Source organism: Pantoea sp. ME81, assembly GCF_903970985.1.
GTDB lineage: Bacteria > Pseudomonadota > Gammaproteobacteria > Enterobacterales > Enterobacteriaceae > Pantoea > Pantoea communis.
Window position 1 is genome coordinate 1 of sequence record NZ_CAJCKS010000081.1, and the last position, 22353, is coordinate 22353.

Consider the following 22353-nt stretch of genomic DNA (forward strand, 5'->3'; position numbering starts at 1 on the left):
TGTCGAGCTGATTAATGATCGCCGAACGCGTCATCCGTGCCATCTGCGCCACTAATACGCAGCACAACGTCAGCACCGGCAGTGCATAGGCTTTCAAATAACTGACGAGATCCATATCGGGGCTGCCAAACGACATTGCCGAGACCCAATGCAGTTTGACCGCGAAGATCAATACCGCCACGGTGGCCACCAGAAACTCCGGTACGGCCACTGTCGCCATGGTGGCGATCACCAGGAAACGATCCAGCGCTGAACCACGATTCATAGCGGCCAGAATGCCGATCACCAGCGCCAGAGGGACGCAGATCACCGTAGTAATGCCTGCCAGTTCCAGCGTGGCAGGAATACGCTGCCCCACCAGTTGCGTCACTGGCAGATGACTGGCAAACGAGGTACCAAAATCACCCTGCAACATTCCACCGAGCCAGCTGAAGTAGCGCATCAATAACGGCTGGTCGAGACCCAGCTGCTGGCGTAACGCCGCCACCGTTTCCGGCGTGGCGTTTTGCCCCAGGATCATCTGCGCGGCATCGCCGGGCAGCAGGCTGGTGATAAAAAACACCACCGCCGAGACGATAAGCAAGGTCAGGATGCCCGCACCTGCGCGCCGGGCAATCAGAAACAACATGTATCGGTTCATCGGCGTTCTCCTCTGACGGATGACGGATTAGGCTTTCAGCCAGGCGAACTCATGGAAGCGGTAACCCATCATCATGCCGCTTGGCCAGGCTTCAACACCGCCCACTTTTTTACTGTACCCGTCGAGGGTACTGATAAAGGTGGGGATGATGGTGCCGCAGTGGTCATAGATCAGCTTCTGCATATCGCCATACATCTGCTTGCGTTTGCCCTGATCGCGCTCACCGCGTGCGGCGACGACCAACTGATCAAACTGATCGTTCTTCCAGCCCGATTCATTGTTGGCCGCGCTCGACATATAGAACTGAGAGAACAGCATATCCAGCGTTGGGCGCGGGTTGATCGAGCCATAACCCACCGGGTCCTTGGTCCAGTGTGTTGACCAGTAGCCGTCATACGGCACGCGACGCACCTTAACGTTCAGACCGGTGTTACGCGCCACCTGCTGGATTAACTGCCCCCCTTCCACCGCACCTTCAATGTTTGGTGTGGTGATGATCTCTACCGTTGCGCCCTTCATACCGGCTTTCTCGATATGGAATTTGGCCTTTTCGGCATCCAGCGGACGCGGTTTGAGATCGGCGTTAAACAGCGGATGCCACGGCGGCACGGGGGTGTCGTTACTGATATCACCGTAGCCTTGCAGCACGGTTTTCAGCACGATGTCACGCGGCTGCAGATATTTCATCGCCAGCACGAAATCCTCGCTGCTGCCCGGCTTCATGTCGGTGCGTATAATCAGGTTGGTGTACATCCCCGCCTTGCTCTCCAGCACGGCGAAGTCTTGCGTGGCTTTCAAACGATTACTGTCGGCTGCGCTCAGGGTCGAAACGATATGCAAGTCACCCGACATTAGCGCATTGACACGTGCCGCCTGATCGGTGACGCCCAGCAGTTCGATTTCGTCGAGATGTGGCAAGCCGGGCTTGTAGTAGTTTGGGTTCTTCACGCCAACAGAGCGTACGCCCGGCGTGAACTCTTTCAATTTGAACGGCCCCGTGCCTATACCCTTACTGAAGTCTTTGGTGCCATCCTGCACAATCAGGAATGGGGCACTGGCGAGCATATAAGGCACGTCAAAGTTGGCGCTGCTCAGCTCAAGTGTGACTTCGTTATCGTTCACCGCCGTGAAGGTTTTGAACTGATCGGCCAGCTTAAAGGCATTGGAAGCCACGGCGGGATCTTTGTGGCGGCTGAGTGAGTAAATGACGTCTTTCGCGGTGAGAGGTTTACCGTCGTGGAACGTGACCCCTTTGCGCAATTTAATGTGCCAGGTGACACCATCCGAAGACTCCACGGACTCCGCCAGCCCCGGTTGAATCGCCAACTTTTGGTCGAGTTCGGTCAGGCCGCTGTAGACCATAAACTGGCGGGTATAGTCACCGCTGTTATTGCCTTTGGCAGGATCGAGTGTGTCAGTAGCGGAGGCGTTGGACATGGCTGCGCGCATCTTGCCGCCTTTCACCGGTGTTTCAGCCGCAAAGCTCATCTGCGGAAAACCTATCAAGCCGCTGCTCATGACTGCACCCGCAGACAACAACTTCATCAGGCCACGACGTGACAGGGATCCCTCAGTCAGCATACGTGTCAGGGCCGGATTTACAGCGTCAGACTCTTTATCGAATTTACTCATCTGCACACCCTCAATATGAAAAGTGGTTTGTTTTGATAATCGAGCGTCAATCAGATCGCCATTAATGTGGCCCCTACCAAACCGGATAGCGTCCGCATGAATGCCAAATCAATGACACCTTAGGATGTGCATTTATGCGTCCCCCTCGAAAGCATCCCCCTGGCGCGCATCAATAGCGACCTGAAGAATCCCATCGTAGAGTGCACATTGATGCGCACCGGATTAACGTTCAGGAGAGCCGATCCTTAGCCTTGTAATACAGCCCCGCGAGAGGCAAAAACCAGGGTTTCCCGTGGTAACCGGGCAGCGCAGGCCATGTATCGCGCTGCCAGGGATTTTCGTTACGCTTTTCTGCCAGTAAATCGGCCATCACCCGCCCCATCCACACCGACATCTGTGTGCCGTGGCCGCTGTAGCCCAGTGAATAGAACACGCCATCGTGCTCACCCGCATGCGGCAGGCGATCGGACGTCATATCCACCATGCCGCCCCAGCAGTAATCGATGCGCGATTGGCCCAGCTGCGGGAACAGCGCGGTCATCGCGGCACGCAACACTTCGCCGCTGCGCGTATCCGAGGTCGGATTGCTGACGGCAAAACGTGCGCGCCCCCCAAACACCAGACGACGATCGGCAGTGGTGCGGAAGTAGTTGCCGATGTTCAGCGAGGTGACATAGGTGCGGTCTTTGGGCAGCACTTGTTCAATCAGCGCATCACCCAGCGGTTCAGTCACCACGATAAAGCTGCCTACCGGCACGATGCGGCGCTGGAACCACGGGAACGGCCCTTCATTCGATACGCCGGTGGCCATCATGACTTTTTCCGCGATGATCTCGCCCTGGGCGGTGGTGACGCGATGACGGTAGCCATCCAGACGCGTCAAGCCGGTCACCGCGTGATGGGGAAAGATCTTCGCTCCCGCGCGGGCAGCGGCATTGGCGAGACCAATGCCGAACTTGCCCATATGCATCTGGCCACCGCGTTTTTGCAGTAAGCCACCGTGAAAGGCATCGCTGCCCACTTCACGGCGAATCTCATCTTTACTGATCAACTCGATTTCCGGGTCAACTGTGTCACGCATCAGTTGCCATGCACTGCGCAGTCCGGGGAAATGCGACGCTTTGCTGGCGAGCTTGAGCTTACCGCACAGGCGAAAATCACATTCAATCTGCTCTTCCCGCACCAGTTGCTGGACATAACTCACGGCGTCATCAAAAGCCCGATAGAAGCGACTGGCTTGCTCGATCCCCTGGCTGGCCACCAACGAAGCAAAGTTTTGCGACACACCGGTATTGCAGTGCCCACCGTTGCGTGCGGAGGCCTGACTCATCACGTTGCCACTTTCCAGCACCACCACGTTGATACCCTGTCGTGCGAGATTCAGCGCGGTTGAGATGCCGGTAAATCCGCCGCCAATCACCACCACGTCAGCAACCGACGGCAGTGCGCCACTCGCTGCGCCAGTAAATGCCGGTGCCGTGGCTTGCCAGAATGATTCGAGTTTCATCGCCGCCTCCGGGCTTAGAGTCCAACCACAGCGGGCAGACCGCCGATATCTTTAATCTCGGTGTATTCATAAGCTGGGTTGGCCGGATCGTGACCCCGGTTGACCCACACTTTGTTTTTGATGCCCATGTCGTAGCAGGTCATCAGGTCATAGCGCAGGCTCGACGAAACATGCAGGATCTCTTCGGGACCACAATTCAGCTTGTCCAGCATGTACTCGAAGCCTTTCATCTGCGGCTTGTACGCACCCACTTCTTCTGCGGTGATGGTCATGTGGATCGGCGCACCAAGACGCGGCACGTGATGGGGAATCAAATCGTTCATTGAGTTGGTGAGCAGCACCAGTGGGAACTCTTTCGCCACTTTGGCAAGTCCCGCGGGCACGTCTGGGTGCGGCCCCCAGGTGGCGCAATCGGTGTAGATAAAGTCGCTATCGGCTTTGCTCCACTGCACGCCCCATTTTTTACAGGTGCGCTCCAACGCATCGCTGACGACGTCGTAGTAAGGTTTCCACGCCCCCAGCACTTCATCGCGGCGATAGATGGCGAAATCGGTGGTGAAGGCCAGCATCTCTTGCGCTGACACCCGATCTTTGAAGCAGCGCTCTGCCGCTCCTGCCATGTCAAAATTAATCAGGGTGCCGTAGCAATCAAAGGTGATGAATTTCGGTTTAAACAGTGCCATGACGCGACCTCGTCGTTGTCTGATACGTGAATTTAGAAATCGATTAATACACTCTTCTGGCGCTGGCAGGCCTGAAACGCCTGACGACCCAGATCCTTGCCAATACCGGAGCCCAGGAAGCCGCCGGTGGGAATAATGAAATCGCCGGAGCGACCGTAGCGGTTGATCCATACAGTGCCGGACTCAATGGCACGCATCGCTCGCATGGCTCTCGGCAGGCTCAGCGTATGCACGCCGGCACACAGCCCATAGGTTTCGTGCGCCGCCAGCGCGAGCCCTTCTTCTTCGCGGTCAAACTCCTGCACGGTGAGCACCGGGCCAAAGATCTCCTGCTGCACTGCCGGGTTATCAGCCGCCACACCACATAACAGCGTAGGCTGCCAGAACCAACCTTCGTCGGTGTCCGCAAAACGTTCGCCGCCCACTAACACTTCTGCGCCCTGCGCTTTAGCTTCAGCGATCACCGATGCCACCTTGTTGCCCTGGCGCTCATCGATCAGCGGCGCATAACGGCTGCTGTCTTGCCAGGTGACACCCGGCTGCGGCTGCTGGCATAGCGCCACCAGGCGATCCAGCAGCGGTTGAGCGATACCACGTTGCACAATCAAGCGAGTACCCGCGACGCATGCCTGTCCACCGTTGGCGGTGAAGCCGCGCAGGATGCGCTGTGCCAGGACATCGATATCGCCCGCATCATCGAACACCAGCTGTGGGCTTTTGCCACCTAACTCCAGCGTGACAGGCTTCATGCCATGCTGTGCTGCGTCACTCATGATGCGTGCACCCGTCACCGTGGAACCGGTGAACGAGACTTTGCGTACCAGCGGATGGGTGACCAGCGCGCTGCCGGTCACTGCACCACTGCCCTGCACAATATTTAGAATGCCCGCCGGTAAACCGGCCTGCACCGCCAGTTCCGCCATGCGTACGGTAGAGAAAGGTGTCAGCTCCGAAGGTTTCAGCACCACGGCATTACCGGCTGCCAGTGCAGGACCGCATTTCCACGAGGCCATCGACAGCGGGAAATTCCACGGTGTAATCGCGCCAATCACGCCGTATGGCTCCGAAATCAGCATGCCGAGGCTGCTTTCCTGCGTCGGGAACAGATCGCCACTGTATTTGTCTGCGCACTCGGCGTAGAAACGGATGGCCTCTGCGGTAAACGGAATCTCATGCTGTACCACATCGCTGATCGGCCGCGTCGACCCCAGCGCTTCGAGCTGAGCCAGTAACGGATCGCTTTCAATCAGATCCGCCCAGCGGCGTAACACTTTTCCACGTTGCCGTGGTGGGCAGCTGCGCCAGCCACTGGTTTTCAGCGCTTCATGGGCCAGGGTGACAGCCCTATCAACATCGCTGGCCTGGGCTTCGCTCAGCTCGGCATAGACTTTGCCATCAGATGGCCTTTTAACGGCAAAACGCGCGCCCTGGGTGGAAACATGCTGGCCACCAATATAATGGCCAATCGGGAGAGAAACTTTTTCAGGGTCGAAACTTAACATGGAAAATTCCTTATTTGTTACACCCATCACATGTGCGCCAATTAACGATTTTCACAACATTTATCTGTCACGTTAATAAGCTAATGCAGAAAGTATGCCAGCCCAGTAAAAAATAAAAATGCGTAAAAAACAGCCCAGAAAAATTTTCTGCCGTATTGAAGAGGGAAAATTTGCGGATTTGCCGAAGGAATAAACAGATGATTTACTTCACAAAATTCGTGCATCCCTACGGTGCAGCTCGCACGAAACTTGCACTAAAACGGTGATGGGGCGGAAAAGTATGACGCCGCGCACAAAATAAAACAGCGCCGTGAACCTGAGGTTGCCGGCGCTGTTTATGTAATTGGTGATGAAAGTCATTATGCGCAATGAATTGCGCGATTACCTAATTGGAGCGGTACGATTTAACACGCATTGCTGCATTTATAAACTTCCCATATGAAACGTTTTCTGCTCCAGATACTCTTCAATTCCATAGCGCGAACCTTCACGTCCTAAACCGGATAATTTAATTCCGCCAAAAGGTGCCGCATCTAAAGATATCGCACCGGTATTAAAACCGACCATGCCAAATTCTAATGATTCCGCCACGCGCCAGGCTCGACGTATATTCTCCGTAAAGAAATAAGCGCCCAATCCATAAGGCGTGTCATTCGCCATGCGTATCGCCTCCTCTTCGCTATCGAAGACAAAAAGCGGTGCGACCGGGCCGAAGGTTTCTTCATGCGCAATACGCATACTGCTGGTGACATTACCCAACACGGTCGGCTCAACAAAGGTGCCATTCGCTGCACTGATCCCGCCACGCAGCAAGGTCGCTCCCTGACTAAGCGCATCATCAATATGGCTGTTTACCTTCTCAACAGCGCGATCGTTAATCAGTGGCCCAATCGTGCTACTGGGTTCAAAGCCATCCCCCACTTTAAGGGTTGCCACTGCCTCCAGGAGTTTCTCGCTGAAACGCTCATAGATACCGCGTTGCACCAAAATGCGATTGGCGCAGACGCAGGTCTGACCGGCATTACGGAATTTACTCGCCATGACGCCAGGGATAGTGACATCGAGATCGGCATCATCAAACACAATCAGTGGCGCATTACCGCCCAGTTCCAGGCTAAGGCGTTTAATGCTGTCGGCACTTTGTTGCATCAGCAGTTGGCCAACGCGCGTGGATCCGGTAAAGGAGATTTTGCGCACCGTGCGGCTGGCAGTCAGCGTGCTGCCGATCTCGGTGGGTAATCCGGTGAGCACCTGAAGTACGCCAGAGGGAAAACCTGCCCGCTCTGCCAGCACCGCCAGTGCCAGAGCCGACAGCGGCGTCAACTCAGAAGGTTTCACGATGATCGGGCAACCGGCGGCCAGCGCAGGTGCCACTTTGCGGGTAATCATCGCAATCGGAAAATTCCACGGTGTGATCGCTGCGGCCACGCCAACGGGTTGTTTCAGAACCAGAATACGGCGGTCTTCACTGGGCGCCGGAATGGTATCGCCATAGATGCGGCGTGCCTCTTCAGCGAACCATTTAACAAAGCTGGCACCGTACAACACCTCACCTTTGGCCTCTGCCAGCGGTTTGCCCTGCTCGGCGGTCATGATAATCGCCAAATCGTCAGCATTGTCGAGAATCAGCTGATGCCATTTATCCAGCAGTGCCGCGCGTGACGCGTTCGGGGTTTTGCCCCAGCTGACACGCACCGACTCAGCATAATCTATTGCCTGCTCGGTTTCGGCTGCACCCAGTGCCGGAATAGTGGCAATCTGTTGCTGAGTGGAGGGATCGATCACCGGCAGCGTGGCCCCGGCGTGCGCGTCCTGCCAGCGCCCGCCAAACAACGCCTGCTGGCGTAACAGTTCTGCATCTTTTAGTTGAATCCGCGACATTTTCATCCCCTTTATCCTGTTCATTTCACTGTAACGTGGCGCAGCAGTGCAGGATGTTTTTCTAAGGGGTGGAAACCGGGCCAGGATGTGTTTTAGCGCGCCAAAAGAAATTTTATGCTGTGCATAAATGCGTCATTGATTACGCTGCGGTTTGAGGCCAGGCGCGCAGGAATGCGCACCCTGTAGGAAATGTGTGGTCGCCATTTATGGCGACCACTGCATTAAATCTGGAAATCGATAGCAGGTTCAGATTCCGTTTCATAGGAAAGCGCCTGACGCTTAATCTCTTCCAGCGACAGATTGGCGTTACACAGTTCCAGAAACTGCCAGACGTAATTGCGTTGCAACTGGCCGCGCTTCAATCCCAGCCAAACCGTGTTGGCATCAAACAGATGATGAGTGTCAATTTTCACCAAATCTTCACCCTCATAGATGTCACATGCCTGATCAGCCAGAATGCCGACGCCGAGACCCAGCTCTACATAGGTTTTCACGACGTCAGAATCCTGCGCGCTGAGCACGATATCCGGCTTAAGTCCCGCCGCCTGGAACGCACGGTCAACACGCGAGCGACCCGTGATCCCCTGACGATAGGTAATCAAGGGATGGCGACTCAGGCTAGCCAGCGTGATCGGCTGATGCTGTAACAGTTCATGGTCGTGCGGCACCAATAACGAGTGGTGCCAGCTAAACCACGGGAAAGCCGCAAGGCTGCTGTTGTTCACCAGTTGCTCGGAGGCAATACCAATATCAGCTTCACCCGCCAACAGCATGGCCACAATTTCCTGCGGTGAACCCTGATTGAGTTCAAGTCGAACATTAGGATAGAGCTGTCGGAATGCTTTGATCACACGCGGCAGACTATAGCGGGCCTGCGTATGCGTGGTAGCAATCGTTAGCACGCCGCTGGTTTCATTGGTAAACACATCCGCCAGGCGACGCACTTTGCCTGCTTCATCAAGAATGCGTTCAGCAATGGTTAACAGCGCCTTGCCCGGTTCCGTCATGCCCAGCAATCGCTTGCCGCGACGAATGAAGATCTCGACGCCGAGTTCATCTTCCAAATCACGAATATGGCGGCTGACCCCAGATTGTGAGGTAAACAGCGTGTTCGCCACTTCTGTCAGGTTGAATTCGCAACGTGCAGCTTCACGTATAATTTTAAGTTGCTGGAAATTCACACCCTTTTCTCCTGTTCCCTGCCCTGTTTCGTCCATGTTATGAAGTTGGTGTCATTGCAGGAAATAATAAAAAACGGTGTGTTATGCGGAATAGTAATAAGGAGGGTGATTTATCTCGACGCGTTTGCGGGTGTTAAAGCGTGAAGGGGTTACCCCAGCCGTAGATAGCTGGGGTAAAGAAGAAGGGATTAACCGACCAGCATCAACTCGCGCTCTTCCGTCATCGGCTTATTCAGCAGTGACAGCAGGATGTTTTTCACTGCCTGCGCGGAAGGTGACAGTGGCAAGCGCGCAGAGATATTCAGCGAGAGCGGCAGATTCAGCGATGGGCTGTTAATACGTGCCATCCACGCGTGAGTTGAACTCACCAGGGCGCGAGCCGCTGATTCCGGCAGAACGGTCACACCCATGCCGCTGGAAACTGCGGCAGTCAGGGTTGAGATTGACTCGATTTCACCGATGATTTTTGCGCTCAGACGACGCAGCGAGAATGCTTCATCAACACGTTTGCGCACCGCGCTGTAGTCACGCGGCAGGAACAAATTCATCTGCGCCACGTCGGCGAGATCAACGGTAGCGCCCGGGCATGCGGTCGCACCGACCAGATACAACTCTTCTTTCATCAATGGAATGCTGTTAATGCCGGCTGTCGGCGCACGGTCATACAGCACCGCCATATCCAACTGACCGTTCATCACTTTTTCATTTAAAGAGGTGCCGCTATTCTCATGCAGATACACCAGTACATCCGGGAATTGTTCCCGCACCGTTTGCAGCAGCGGCATCGTCAACGAAGAAGCGGCGGTGCCCGGTGCCAGACCAATTGATACCTGACCATTTAACGCCTGGCCCGCGTTGATGACAGCCGTTTGCGCCTGTTCACACTGGCGCAGAATCGTACGAGCATGAGCATAAAGAATTTTGCCCGCCTCGGTTGGTGTTACGCCACGTTTGGTGCGAATCAGTAACTGCTGATCGAGTTCGTTTTCCAGCGTCGCAACTTGCTGGCTAAGCGCAGGCTGCGCGATGTGCAGCACTTCTGCTGCCTGAGTCAGGCTGCCGATATCGACGATTTTTACAAAGTACTTCAGTCGTCTTAAATTCATATTGCCTCCGTCAATCCCCGAATAACCCGTTTGGGTGTCTCAGCCTGCTGGCTTGTGTTCATGAAGTTGCAATATGCAGGCCAGGTTTATTCGGAGCGTGAAAAAGCAGTGCCAGAATATTCCTAACGGCACGGAAAATAAGCCTTTCTGATTACCTCTTAAGAGTTAATAAGCTGAGCACATGACACAGAGTGATTAAAAATAAATCGAAATGCACCACCATGGTGCGCAACTTGCGTGGCAGATGTGCAAAAAAGTGATGACCGAAAGCGTCGCAGTGGTGCATAACTCACAGAAAATGACCAAAAACGGTCAGAACGAAAGCAAACGCGGGGAAAGGAGCAGGATCAACCAGTGGGAAAACTTATTGTGAACAACGGAGCAAAATGTCCTTGAGGGCGCACACAGTGCGCCCTGCAATCAGGAAGTACTATCTCTTTTTACGGTTTCTATGCATATCGATGGACACTGCGGCGACAATGATGATGCCTTTAATGATGTCCTGCACGTAAGCATCCACACCCACGAAGGTGAATCCGCTCTTAATCAGACCCAGAATCACCGCACCAATCAGCGTCCCGGTGATGCGACCCACGCCGCCCATCAGGCTGCTACCGCCGATAACGGCTGCGGCAATCGCATCCAACTCGTACGCCATACCCATACTTGACTGGCCGCTACTGACGCGCGCCGCCAGCACCACACCCGCCAGGCCAGAGAGCGCACCCGCGATGGTATAGACGATGATCAGGTATTTATTAACGTTGATCCCTGACACTTTGGCCGAAGTCATGTTGCCGCCAATCGCGTAAACATATTTACCGTAACGGGTATGTTTCAGGGCGATGTGGAACAGGAAGGCCACCACCAGGAAGATGATCACCGGCATCGCGCCCTGGCCGATGGAGGTAAAGCCATCTGACAGGAAGCTGATTGGGTTACCTTGCGTGTAGTACTGCGCCAGACCACGCGCCGACACCATCATGCCCAGTGTGGCGATAAATGGCGGGATACCGGTTTTGGTAATCAGGAAACCGTTCATGACCCCGCACAGCAAACCCACACCGATACCGGCCACAATCGGAATGACGGCAGGCAGGTTAACCAGAGAAGGATACATCGGTGTCAGGCTGTCAGATGTTTGTGCCAGACTGGCCGCCACTACCGCCGTCAGTGCAATCACCGAACCAGACGACAGGTCAATCCCCGTGGTGATGATGACCTGGGTCACGCCCACCGCAATGATGCCGATGATCGCCACTTGTAAAACAATCAATACCAGACGGTTGGTGTTGAGCAGGAAAGATTGGTCACGAACGTACCAGCCTGCAATCTCAAAGATTAAGGCAATACCCAACATCACCACAAAGATGCCGGTATCTTTCGGCAACTTATGGCGCAGGTTGCCAAAGAAGGATGTCGATTCCGCGGCCTGCGGGGCCGTAATTTTTACGTTACTCATAGATGTCTCGCGCCTCACTCGGATGCCAACGACAAAATGGTTTCCTGATTGGCCTCTTCTTTATCGAGGATGCCAGTTATACGTCCGCCGTGCATAACCATCACGCGGTCGCTCATGCCCAGAATTTCCGGCAACTCCGACGAGACCATAATGATGGCCACGCCACGGTTTGCCAGTTCGCTGATTAAGCGGTAAATCTCGGCTTTTGCCCCGACGTCAATACCGCGCGTCGGTTCATCGAGGATCAGAATCTTCGGTTGAGCCAGCAGCCAGCGCGCAATCAGCACCTTCTGCTGGTTACCGCCACTGAGGTTGTTGATGATCTGATCCATGGTCGGCGTTTTAATATTGAGCTTGCGGATCTGCTCCATGCAGTCCTGTGCCATCTTCATGTGGCTAACGAAACCGGCTTTACTGACATAATCCGGCATGTTGACGATGCTCATGTTCTCCATCACCGACAACACCAGGAATAAGCCGGACTTTTTACGGTCTTCGGTCAGGAACGCCATGCCCTTCTCAATCGCCGTGGAAGGCGAATCGATTTTGACCGGCACGCCATCGATCAGCACTTCACCGCTGTCGAAGCTTTCCATCCCGAACAAACTTTCCATCACTTCACTGCGTCCCGCCCCCACCAGACCGGCAACACCGAGGATTTCACCCTTACGTACCGTGAAGTTGATATCGGTGAAACGGTCTTTACAGGTAAGGTTGCGCACCGTCAGCACTTCTTCACCGATTTCACCATTGAATTTCGGGAACAGCTGCGTCAGTTCACGCCCCACCATCTGGGTAATTAATGACTGACGGGTAAATTCAGAGGTGCTGTTGCTGCCGACCCAGGTGCCGTCGCGGAAAATGCTGATCTCATCGGTGATAGTGAAAATTTCATCCATCTTGTGGCTGATATAGATGATGGCTTTACCCTGCGCACGCAGGTCGCGGATAATAGTGAACAGATGCGCCACTTCGGTTTCCGTCAGTGCCGAGGTCGGTTCGTCCATAATCACAATGTCGGAGTTCCAGGACACCGCTTTAGCAATTTCCACCATCTGCTGAGCAGCGATACTCAGCTCGCCAACCATACGATCGGCTTTTAAACGGATATTGAGTTTGTTGAGTAATTCCTGCGTTTGCTTGTTCAGCAACGCGTGGTCAACAAAGCCGTACTTCATCGGTTCGCGACCGAGCCAGATGTTCTCAGCCACAGTCATGTAAGGCACCAGATTCAGTTCCTGGTGGATCATGGAGATGCCAGAACGCAGCGCATCCATGGTGTCCTGAAACTGCACCGGCTCCCCTTTAATGCGAATGGTGCCCTTATCGGGACGATACATCCCGATAAGGCATTTCATTAAAGTGGATTTGCCCGCGCCATTTTCACCCATCAGGGCATGTACCGACCCCGGTTTAATGCGTAGTGAGACATTGTCGAGTGCCTTCACTCCGGGGAAGAACTTGCTGATGCCTTCGGCTTCAAGCGCAAAAGCGGTCATACATCACCTCCGTACGGCTGAGTCGGGAACGATTATTTCTGGTTACGAGATTCGAACTGCGCCATGTTGTCTTTGGTGATCAGCTGGTAAGGGATGTTAATCACCTTCTCCACTTTCTCGCCTTTCGCCAGTTTCACGGCAGTCTGTACGGCGCCTTCACCCTGACCTTTAGCATCCTGGAATACAGTGGCGACCATCTTGCCGTTCTTCAGCATCTGCAACGCATCCGGTGTACCATCCACGCCCGCAATCAGGATGTGGTTCGGGTTTTTGCCCAGCGCCTGCAGCGCACCGATCGCCATTTCATCGTTGTTTGAAGCAATCGCCTGAATGTCATCGCCTGCGGTCATCCAGTTACTCACTACGTCCACCGCGTCATTACGGGTGAATTTCGCGGTCTGTTTCTGCACCACTTTGATGCCAGGATATTTAGCCACCACCGCTTCAACACCTTTGGTGCGGTCACGGGTGGATTCGTTAGCCAGATCGCCCATCAAAATGGCGACGTTGCCTTTACCGTTCATCGCTTTTGCCAGCGCTTCCATTTGCAGACGGCCCGCTAATTCGGAGTCAGAGCCGACGTAAGCCATCTTGTCGGTCAATTCACCTGCCGGTTTGCGGTTAACAAAGATCAGCGGCACACCCGCTTTAGAGGCCGCATCCATCAGAGGTTTGACGGCATTGGTATCCACTGGGTTAACGATAATGGCGTCAACGCCCTGACCGATGAAGTTCTGAATTTGTTGCAGCTGCTGGGAGACGTCGCCTTTCGCATCTTCGACCTGACCCTTAATGCCATCTTTGGTCATCTCTTTCTGCATCGCGGTGCGCAGAATGGTCAGGAAGTTATCGTCAAACAGCGCCATAGAGACGCCCACCTGAAGGTCTTTTGCCATAACAGCGGCAGGTAACATGCAAGCTAACAGGGAAGTCACTAACGCTTTTTTGAATTTCATAGGTAACCCTTCTTATTCGTTAACATGCTCAGTTGGGCTGATACGACGAATGAAAAATATTTTTTACATTCACTCAACGGCACTGGCGTTATTTATCTGGTTGTAGAGGTAAGGCTTCTGGTCTAACGCTATCGTTTCGGTACTGCTCTTTCCTGCAACTATCTACTTATCAAAAGGTTATTTTCGAAATGCTGTTTCAGACGCCAAAACTGATTTCACCCGTGATGATAAGCAGTTCATTTGTTTCATCTGATAAGCATTTGAAATTTTCATCATAAAAGCACTGAAATGATTGTTTTAAAATCGGCAAATAACAAAACTTTGACATGCATCTAACATCTCAAAGGAAATGCGCTTAAAGTGAGATCTTGCTGGCAGTTTGAAATCTGAACGTTCAAGGCAGAAAAACAGCATTCCGCTGCTTTTACGCGCACTTAAACCAGAAGTGTGCGATCGGGCTTTGACATTGGGGATCGGCATCGCTAATATGCGCCTCGTTCACACGATTCCTCTGTAGTTCAGTCGGTAGAACGGCGGACTGTTAATCCGTATGTCACTGGTTCGAGTCCAGTCAGAGGAGCCATATTTAGAGAAGCCCGCTCAGGGAAACCTGAGCGGGCTTTTTGTTTTTTATGATTTGTTGATGATAGACGATGACGCCTGATCATGAATTATTCGGCCAGTCTTCCTAATGGCTGATTGCTTGTTGTATTGCAGAACGCTCAATACGAAAAGGCCGCTCAGAATTCACTGAGCGGCCTTCGCATTTCTGTTTTTATCTTCTTTATATTACCGCGCCAGCGAAGCCGCCTGACTCAGCGTCATATTACGCGTCTCCGGTGCCAGCCAAACCGAGACCAGCAGGCCAATAAAGGAAACAATCGCGGCAGCATACATGGTGTATTCGATGCCCAGATTTTGCAGGGAAATCGGTACCAGCCAGGTTCCTGCGGCAGAACCGATACGTGACATGGATGAACCCATACCGACAGCGAAGGCACGCACTTCCGTTGGGAACAGTTCGTTCGGATACACTAACTCCAGCACCTGTGCTCCGCCGATAAATACCGCGTAAGCACCAAACATCACCAGTACCAGCATTTCAGAACCGTGGGAGAACATCCCCAGTGCCAACAGCGCCAGGCTTGACCATAAAAAGCTGTGGATGATCAGACGGCGGCGGCCCATGCTATCAATCAAACGGGTTGCCACAACACAGCCCACCACAAACAGTAAGGTGATGGCTATCGAACCCAGTGAGGCCCATTCGCCATCCAGATTCAGGGCTTTCAGTACTACGGGTGCGAACGAATACACCGCAAACATCGGTACGACCGCTGCACTCCAGAACACCGAGACAAACAACATACGTTTGCCATAGCCAGAGCGCACCAGATCTTTCAACGTGACTTTGGCTTCCACTGACTCCGCGGGCATATTTTTCAGCGAGAATTCTGGACCGTAGACTTTCTTGATGATCTGCTCAGCCTCATTGAAACGACCTTTGCTGACTAACCAGCGTGGCGATTCCGGCGTGCCGATGCGCAGAACGAAAAGGAGTATCCCCAGCACGGCCGGGCTGGCCAATACCAGACGCCATGCGGCATCACCGCCAATCGAGAGAATGAGGTTACCCACGATATAAGCCAGGGCTGCACCGGCAAACCAGAGAATGGTCAAACCGGCCAAACGTTTGCCACGATGCTTTTGCGGCAGGAATTCAGTGAGCAGTGACCCGGCAACCGGATATTCTAATCCCACTCCAACACCCACCAGGAAACGCAGGATAAACAGCGTGAGGGCCGATTCCGCCCAGAAAGTGCCGACCGAACCCAGGATAAACAAGATTGGCCCGACAAAGAACAGACGACGACGACCCACAATATCGGTCAGCCACCCGCCAAGGAAACCACTGCAGAAGGTGCCGAGCATCGCTGAAGCGGCCACCATGCCCTGCCAGAAGGTATCAAGTTGCAGATGCTGGGAAAACTGCACGATCGCCACGCCGATAATACTCAGCACGTAGCCATCGAGGATCCAACCGCCACCCGCGCGCAGCGACATTAACTGGTGAAAATTATTAAGCGGGACATCTTCAATGGATATATTGGTGTTGCTCATAACAGGGTCTCTCCTGAATTATTCATTTCTCTGCAGGCGCAGCGATCTGTCCAAATCAAAAATGATTTGGCGGAACGTTAAAGAAACAGAAAAAACATCATTGACTGATTTAGGTATTTCTTTGAAAAAGAAATTGACCTCGAAATTGAAAAACCCTGCGTTTAATCCCTGAACATAAATAATGAAATTAAGCATGACCCACTTGCAGATCGTCTGTCTTCATCATTGTTTAGCGGTGTGTTGACCCGATACGCATTTGTTCGCTTTTGTCTGTTAATCACAGGTTAACTCCATGTTCAAACTATGCTGAATTTCAGGTGGTGTAAACATGCCCAGGACACCCAAAACTTGAGATTGTGATCATCTCCAAAATTCATCTGAAAAAATAATTCGAAAAAGTTATACGTATAACTCACTGAAAATTAATTAATTAATTCCAAACCACGGTAAAATCATACTACTTAATTGTATTTCCTTTGTATTTTTCATGTATGCAAAAAGTTACGTGTTGGGATGGATTTTCGTGGATTGGGAAGCCAGGAAGGGGAAGTGAGTCGGCGAGCAAGTGCGTGAAACAGTGCGCCAGATCGCACTGTTTTTTCGCGGATAGAAAGTCAAAGAGAGGAATTAAACAACAAACTCATAATGCGAGCCATCGGGGAGCTCGATGTTGAGACGCAGTTTTCCGCCAGCGGCTTCAACATAGCGCTTCAGCGTCGAGAGTTTTAAATCCCGGCCAGGTTTTTCCATTCCAGCCACGGTGGGTTGTTTAATATTTAATTGCTGCGCTATCTCTACCTGCGTTTTGTTTACTCTTTCACGCAATTCAGCAAGGTGAATATTTAACAATACTTCTTCAGCCATGGTGTTAGCTTTAGCCACCACCTCTGGCTTCTCGGCCGCAAGAATCTGTTCGAGTGTTCTGCCCATGGCGTTACTCCTTTGTCTCTTCGCGTTGAAGATGATGGGTGAATTCTTTATCTGCGAGCGGGATCAGCTCAGCATAAAAACGCTTTTCATTGCCACTCTTATGACCTGCACAAAGCAACACACCGCTGCGCCAGGGGTCAAATGCGTAAAATGCCCGAATAGGATCACCTTTGCTCTGAATGCGAAGCTCTTTCATATTGCTAAAGCGAGAGCCTTTCAGGGTGTCGGCGTAGGGCCTGCATAATGCTGGGCCAGCTTGCTGCAATACAATCATTGCTGACAAAACGCATGCTCGGTCAGTGTCGTCTTGCGCTACAAGCCAATCATCAAACGTGTCCGTTGTAATTATTTGCCACATGATACGCTCCTTGCGATATAGGTCAAATGCTATATAGGTTAAAGGCGATAATCAGTGTGGCGAATCATGGCGAGTCACGCACTTTATCTGTAATGACGTGTCGATAGGGATTCCAAAAAAAATGCCCGCTCAGTTATCCTGAGCGGGCATGGCCCTCATTAACAAAGACGCTAATCCACAGCAGGCGGTAAAGGTGCCAGCTCCAGGCTGCTACGGAAATCGCTGCCTTGATAGTCGTTATCCAGCAAATTACGGCGACGTAATTCAGGGAGCAGTCCGTTGAGCAGCAAATCTTGCTGATCGGGGCTACCCAGGCCGTGCAGGGAAATGACGTCCAGCACGCCCGCCTGATAACGTTGTTCAATGGCATCGGCGAGTTGCTCTGGCGTGCCTGCGACAAACCAATGCCCGGTCTCTTCTGCTTTGATAATCAGTTCACGTAGCGTCAACCCCTCCAGCGCATACTGCCGGAAGATGGCGGCGCGGCCCTGGCGGCGATGCACCTGCTCCAGTTGCGGAATCAGCGAAGCGCGCAATGGCTGCTCAAGCGGCACATCCGACAGATTCACCTCACCCCCCAGCATATCCGCAACGCGCAATCTACCTTGTTCGAAATCGATGCGATCGTGCTTGTCGCGCAGGCGGCGTGCCACATCTGCGTCACTGTCGCCAATGATGGAATGGAATGAGTTCATGATCAGCGGCGGATTCTGTTCGCGACCAAAACGTCGTGCCCGCTGCTGCACATCTGCCACAAACGTCTGCGCCGCCTCAAAGGTGGGCTGCGATGTGTAGATTACTTCGGCATAGCGCGCGCCCAGCGTGACACCCGCCTCAGATTGCCCGGCCTGAAACTGCACCGGACGGCGCTGCGGCGGCGGCGGTACGTTGAGCGGTCCGGCAACCTGGAAGAAATCACCACGATAGTGGATAGGATGCAGTTTGCGATGATCAACACGAATGCCACCGCTTGCCGTGCGCTGCACTGCTGCACGTTCGTTGGCGTCATACAGCGCGTTCATCACCTCAATAAATTCGGTGGCGCGTGCATAGCGTTCCTGCGGTGGTGGCAACTGGCTTTCACCAAAATTTTCCTCACCGACGGAGGACGTCACCGCATTCCACCCTGCTCTGCCGCCGCTGATGTGATCCAGTGTAGCGACCTGGCGCGCCAGATTATAAGGATGCAGCCAGCTGGTGCTGACCGTAGCGATCAAGCCAATCTGCGACGTCACCTGACTCAACGCCGCTAAGGCAATCAGCGGGTCCTGCGTGCCGGTGGTGCCCGCTAATCCAGCGGGATCGGCCTGCAGTAAATCGGCGGTGAACAGGCCGGTGATTTTCTCGCGTTCAGCGATTTTCGCCAGTTCAATGGCGCGCGCGATACCCACGCCCGGTTGGCTGTCATTGCCCGCGGAAATCACGCTGCTGGCACCGACTAAGGTTTTGAGTTTACGACGATACGTTTGCGACACCATATTCTCCTTTAAGGTTGGCGCGTGAAATCCGCTTTAACGGCTTGAAGGGCATCTGCATCAATCAGCAGACGTAAACCGGTGCGTGCTAGCACGCGGGCGCCAATCAGCAACGCCTGATAACCGCGATCCGAATTGGCGGCTTCACGGAAGGGCACGGTGTGAAAAATCAGGTCATCCGGACCAATTTTCAGCCACGGGTGCGCGGTGGGCACCGCATGGCTGATGTCCCCGGCATCGGTTGAGACTTTATTGCGCTGCGGCGAGAGATCGACCTGCTCGCCCGCTGCACGAAACTCCTCCAGCAACACCGCATCCAGTGCGGGGTTAAGCTTGAAATCACGCGGACCGATTTGATGATCAATCTCCACACGTGCACCGGTCGCCAGCGCCACACCCTCGGCAATCGCTCTTAATTTAGGCTCTAAGGATTCCACCAACTCGCGGCTATCAGCGCGAATGTAGTAGTGAGCCGAAGCGTATTCCGGGATCACGTTGGGTGCCTGACCGCCGTTGGTGATAATGCCGTGCACACGCACGCCGTCCGGCAACTGCTGGCGCAGTACGCTGATGCCGTTGTATAGCAGCACCAGCGCATCCAGCGCATTGATGCCTTCATGCGGGGCGCTGGCAGCGTGTGAGGGTTTGCCATAAAAATGGAAATAGAGATGATTGTTCGCCAGCGTCGATTCAGTAAGGCGTGTTTTACCGGATGGATGCACCATCAGCGCCACATCGACATCCTCGAGTAATCCCGCTTCGACAAAACGCTTCTTCACGTTGCCTTTTGGCCCGCCGGGACCGGCTAAACCGCCCTCTTCCGCTGGCGTTCCTAACACCACGACACGGCCGCCTGTTTGTTCCAGCACCTGAGACAGCGTGATGGCCGCCGCGACGCTGGTGGTGCCGATCAGGTTATGACCGCAGGCATGGCCAATGCCAATCAGCGCATCGTATTCCGCCAGGAACGCAATGGTCGGGCCCGGTTTACTGCTGGCTTTGACCGCGTAAAATGCGGTTTCATGTCCGGCGACGTTGCGCGTGACTTCAAATCCCTGCTCAGTGAGCAACTGCGTCAGTTGCGCACTGGCAAAGTATTCGTTATTACCGGTTTCAGGCTTAGCAAAAATCGATTTCGCAACCGCCACATATTGGGCGCTGTGCTGTTCGAGATGGTTTTCCAGCGTGAGCTGAAGGGTATTCAGCGGCATAACGAATTCTCCTGAATATTGGCAAGACATTGCCATCACTCTAAGCGGGTTAGCTGCTGATGTTTATCAAGAAATAGTGATAAGGATTGCGGGAAAAGGCACAACTGATTTAGGGCAAAAATGCGTAACAAATTGCCCCGCTACGGTTATTTTGCCGCGGGCGAGCTGAAGGCTACACCCTGCAAAGGCTTCACGTGCAGGACATTAACTACGGCTATGTTTGTAAAACCGCTAGCGGCGCAATTTATCGCGCGAAGTCTAGTGTCGTTTATCGATGTGCTGCACCAGTCGATCGCCAACCCACTGAATGCCACACACCAGCACAATCAACACCGCGATCACCGCGATCATTACTGAGGTTTCAAATCGTTGATAACCGTAGCGAATCGCCAGGTCGCCTAATCCGCCCGCACCAATCGCTCCCGCCATCGCCGATGCGCCGATTAATGCCACCAGCGTCACCACAAACCCCGAGAGAATGCCGGGCAGCGCTTCAGGAATCAGCACATCCCAGACGATACGTAGCTTACTGGCACCCATCGCGCGTACCGCATCAATCAAGCCGCGATCCACATCGCGCAGTGACACTTCAGCCACGCGAGCAAAATACGGCGTTGCGGTGATCGATAGCGGAACTATCGCCGCCCACGTCCCCAGTGACGTACCGACCAGAAAGCGGGTAAACGGAATCAGCGCCACCAGCAAAATGATGAAAGGGAGCGATCGGAAGCCGTTGATCACCAGCCCCAGCACCCGGTTAATGCCGAGATGTTCTGCAATACCGCCTGCACTGGTCATCACCAGAATCAATCCCAACGGCAAACCGGCCACCAGTGAAAACAGCCCGGAAATCAGCGTCATTAATACCGTTTCGCCCAACGCATTGAGCAATAAATCAATCATCACTGGCGACATAACCCACTAACTCCACTTGCGCCTGCTGCCCGCGCAGCCAGCTGAGAATCTGTTGCTCATCGGTCACGTTGGCGACCGGAAGCGCAATAAAGAAGCGCACCACGGCGTAGTGCTGAATATGGTCGATGCCGCCTTGCAGTAAGCGGAATTTACCCGGCAACGCTGCGGCAAAACGGCTCAGCAGATCGCCCTGCGCGTCCTCGCCAGCAAAGTGCACGCAGTAGATGGCTTCGCCCCGTCTCCTCTCGGTGACCCGTGCGGCAAATGCCTCCGGTAACTGCGGCAGTAAACCACGCAATAAAGTGCGCGTCAGCTCGGATTGCGGATGCGCAAACACCTCCCACACCGGGCCTTGCTCAATGATCTCACCCGCGTCAATCACCGCCACGCGGTGCCCCACCGACTTGATGACTTCCATTTCATGGGTGATCAGCAGAATAGTAATACCCAGTTTTTGGTTTAGCGATTTAAGCAGCGCGAGAATAGAACGGGTGGTTTCAGGATCCAGTGCTGAGGTCGCTTCATCACACAGCAGCAGTGCCGGGCTTGCCGCCAGTGCACGAGCAATGCCAACACGCTGTTTCTGACCGCCTGAGAGCGCCGCCGGATAGTGCTGTGCCTTATCCGCCAGCCCCACCAATTCCAGCAATTCCGCCACGCGTTGGGCACGTTGCACCTTATCCAGACCGGCAATTTTCAGCGGCAACGCGACATTCTGCGCCACGGTTTTCGCCGACAGCAGGTTGAAGTGCTGGAACACCATACCGACGCGGCTACGCACAGATTGCAGCTGTTTTTCCGACAGGCCGGTAATTTTCCGGCCTTCGATTTCAATGACGCCTTCGTCAGGTTGCTCCAGCCCGTTCAGACAGCGAATCAACGTCGATTTGCCCGCGCCACTGCGGCCAATCAGGCCGAGAATTTCACTTTTCTGCACCGTTAGTGAAACATCGCGCAGCGCCTGAGTTTGCCCAAAGCGGCGTGAAACGCCCTGCAAGCGGACCACGCTGCCGCTTTCGCGAGCAAAACGTTCACGGTCTTGCGCATTCTCTACCACGCCACGCGTTAACGCGCTAAACGGCGCTTCGACTCCTGTGAAAATCGTCATGCTAGATCCTTACCAGGCCGTTTCACCGATGCCTTTAGTGCTCGCCAGCAGCAAAGCGCCAGCGGTTAACAAGAGTGCCGTTTTGGCGGATGCCAGGCGTGTGTGCATAGTTACTTCCTCATCGTTATAATTGCAGCGGCCAAAATACACTGTCGTGATGAACAGATAGCCGCAGTATACGCAGAT

At 53.7% G+C, this 22353-nt stretch carries 18 protein-coding genes and 1 tRNA gene; 1 reads left to right on the plus strand and 18 read right to left on the minus strand.

What is annotated here, in order from left to right; all coding sequences use genetic code 11:
• The 11 genes from H7A81_RS15470 to H7A81_RS15520 form a co-directional block, all read right to left on the minus strand.
• Positions 1-640, minus strand: a 640-nt coding sequence (locus H7A81_RS15470) for an ABC transporter permease (RefSeq protein ID WP_182057961.1), incomplete at its 3' end; no start/stop codon positions are given.
• 27 nt (positions 641-667) lie between these two features.
• Complete coding sequence (locus tag H7A81_RS15475) at positions 668-2272, minus strand: ABC transporter substrate-binding protein (RefSeq protein ID WP_034824613.1); 1605 nt, start codon at positions 2270-2272, stop codon at positions 668-670.
• Positions 2273-2501: 229 nt separating this feature from the next.
• Positions 2502-3779, minus strand: a complete 1278-nt coding sequence (locus tag H7A81_RS15480; protein WP_182057962.1) for an FAD-binding oxidoreductase — start codon at positions 3777-3779, stop codon at positions 2502-2504.
• A gap of 14 nt (positions 3780-3793) precedes the next feature.
• Positions 3794-4462 carry a haloacid dehalogenase type II gene (locus H7A81_RS15485; RefSeq protein ID WP_034824618.1) on the minus strand — a complete coding sequence of 223 codons (669 nt, stop codon included), beginning with the start codon at positions 4460-4462 and terminating at the stop codon, positions 3794-3796.
• Positions 4463-4494: 32 nt separating this feature from the next.
• A complete protein-coding gene (locus H7A81_RS15490) occupies positions 4495-5964 on the minus strand; it encodes an aldehyde dehydrogenase (RefSeq protein ID WP_182057963.1) in 1470 nt (489 codons plus the stop codon).
• A gap of 423 nt (positions 5965-6387) precedes the next feature.
• On the minus strand, positions 6388-7845 hold the full coding sequence (locus H7A81_RS15495) for an NAD-dependent succinate-semialdehyde dehydrogenase (protein ID WP_182057964.1): 1458 nt from the start codon (positions 7843-7845) through the stop codon (positions 6388-6390).
• Positions 7846-8066: 221 nt separating this feature from the next.
• Positions 8067-9026 (minus strand): HTH-type transcriptional regulator Cbl, encoded by a 960-nt coding sequence (gene cbl / locus H7A81_RS15500; RefSeq protein WP_045832269.1) that lies wholly within the window; start codon positions 9024-9026, stop codon positions 8067-8069.
• A 188-nt stretch (positions 9027-9214) separates the two neighbouring features.
• Positions 9215-10132, minus strand: a complete 918-nt coding sequence (nac, locus tag H7A81_RS15505; protein WP_034824624.1) for a nitrogen assimilation transcriptional regulator NAC — start codon at positions 10130-10132, stop codon at positions 9215-9217.
• A 430-nt stretch (positions 10133-10562) separates the two neighbouring features.
• Positions 10563-11594 (minus strand): ABC transporter permease, encoded by a 1032-nt coding sequence (locus H7A81_RS15510; RefSeq protein WP_038646197.1) that lies wholly within the window; start codon positions 11592-11594, stop codon positions 10563-10565.
• Between the two features lie 14 nt (positions 11595-11608).
• Positions 11609-13093 carry a sugar ABC transporter ATP-binding protein gene (locus tag H7A81_RS15515; protein ID WP_034824628.1) on the minus strand — a complete coding sequence of 495 codons (1485 nt, stop codon included), beginning with the start codon at positions 13091-13093 and terminating at the stop codon, positions 11609-11611.
• A 32-nt stretch (positions 13094-13125) separates the two neighbouring features.
• On the minus strand, positions 13126-14049 hold the full coding sequence (locus H7A81_RS15520; protein WP_182057965.1) for a sugar ABC transporter substrate-binding protein: 924 nt from the start codon (positions 14047-14049) through the stop codon (positions 13126-13128).
• A gap of 507 nt (positions 14050-14556) precedes the next feature.
• Here H7A81_RS15520 and H7A81_RS15525 point away from each other — a divergent pair.
• Positions 14557-14632 (plus strand) — tRNA-Asn (locus H7A81_RS15525).
• Positions 14633-14838: 206 nt separating this feature from the next.
• On the opposite strand, the gene H7A81_RS15530 is transcribed toward H7A81_RS15525, so the two are convergent.
• From H7A81_RS15530 to H7A81_RS15560, 7 genes are all read right to left on the minus strand, one after another.
• On the minus strand, positions 14839-16170 hold the full coding sequence (locus tag H7A81_RS15530) for an MFS transporter (RefSeq protein WP_182057966.1): 1332 nt from the start codon (positions 16168-16170) through the stop codon (positions 14839-14841).
• 627 nt (positions 16171-16797) lie between these two features.
• Entirely contained in the window at positions 16798-17100 is a 303-nt protein-coding gene (locus H7A81_RS15535) for a helix-turn-helix domain-containing protein (RefSeq protein ID WP_034824636.1), read from the minus strand.
• 4 nt (positions 17101-17104) lie between these two features.
• Entirely contained in the window at positions 17105-17458 is a 354-nt protein-coding gene (locus tag H7A81_RS15540) for a type II toxin-antitoxin system RelE/ParE family toxin (protein ID WP_182057967.1), read from the minus strand.
• Between the two features lie 170 nt (positions 17459-17628).
• Positions 17629-18933 (minus strand): NtaA/DmoA family FMN-dependent monooxygenase, encoded by a 1305-nt coding sequence (locus tag H7A81_RS15545; RefSeq protein WP_220458108.1) that lies wholly within the window; start codon positions 18931-18933, stop codon positions 17629-17631.
• An 11-nt stretch (positions 18934-18944) separates the two neighbouring features.
• The gene (locus tag H7A81_RS15550; RefSeq protein WP_182057969.1) at positions 18945-20144 is read right to left on the minus strand and encodes a M20 family metallopeptidase; all 1200 of its coding nucleotides are present in this window, start codon (positions 20142-20144) and stop codon (positions 18945-18947) included.
• A 258-nt stretch (positions 20145-20402) separates the two neighbouring features.
• The gene (locus H7A81_RS15555) at positions 20403-21059 is read right to left on the minus strand and encodes a methionine ABC transporter permease (protein WP_182057970.1); all 657 of its coding nucleotides are present in this window, start codon (positions 21057-21059) and stop codon (positions 20403-20405) included.
• The gene (locus H7A81_RS15560; protein WP_182057971.1) at positions 21040-22167 is read right to left on the minus strand and encodes a methionine ABC transporter ATP-binding protein; all 1128 of its coding nucleotides are present in this window, start codon (positions 22165-22167) and stop codon (positions 21040-21042) included. Before H7A81_RS15560 ends, H7A81_RS15555 begins: the two co-directional genes overlap by 20 nt.
• Positions 22168-22353: the final 186 nt, after the last annotated feature.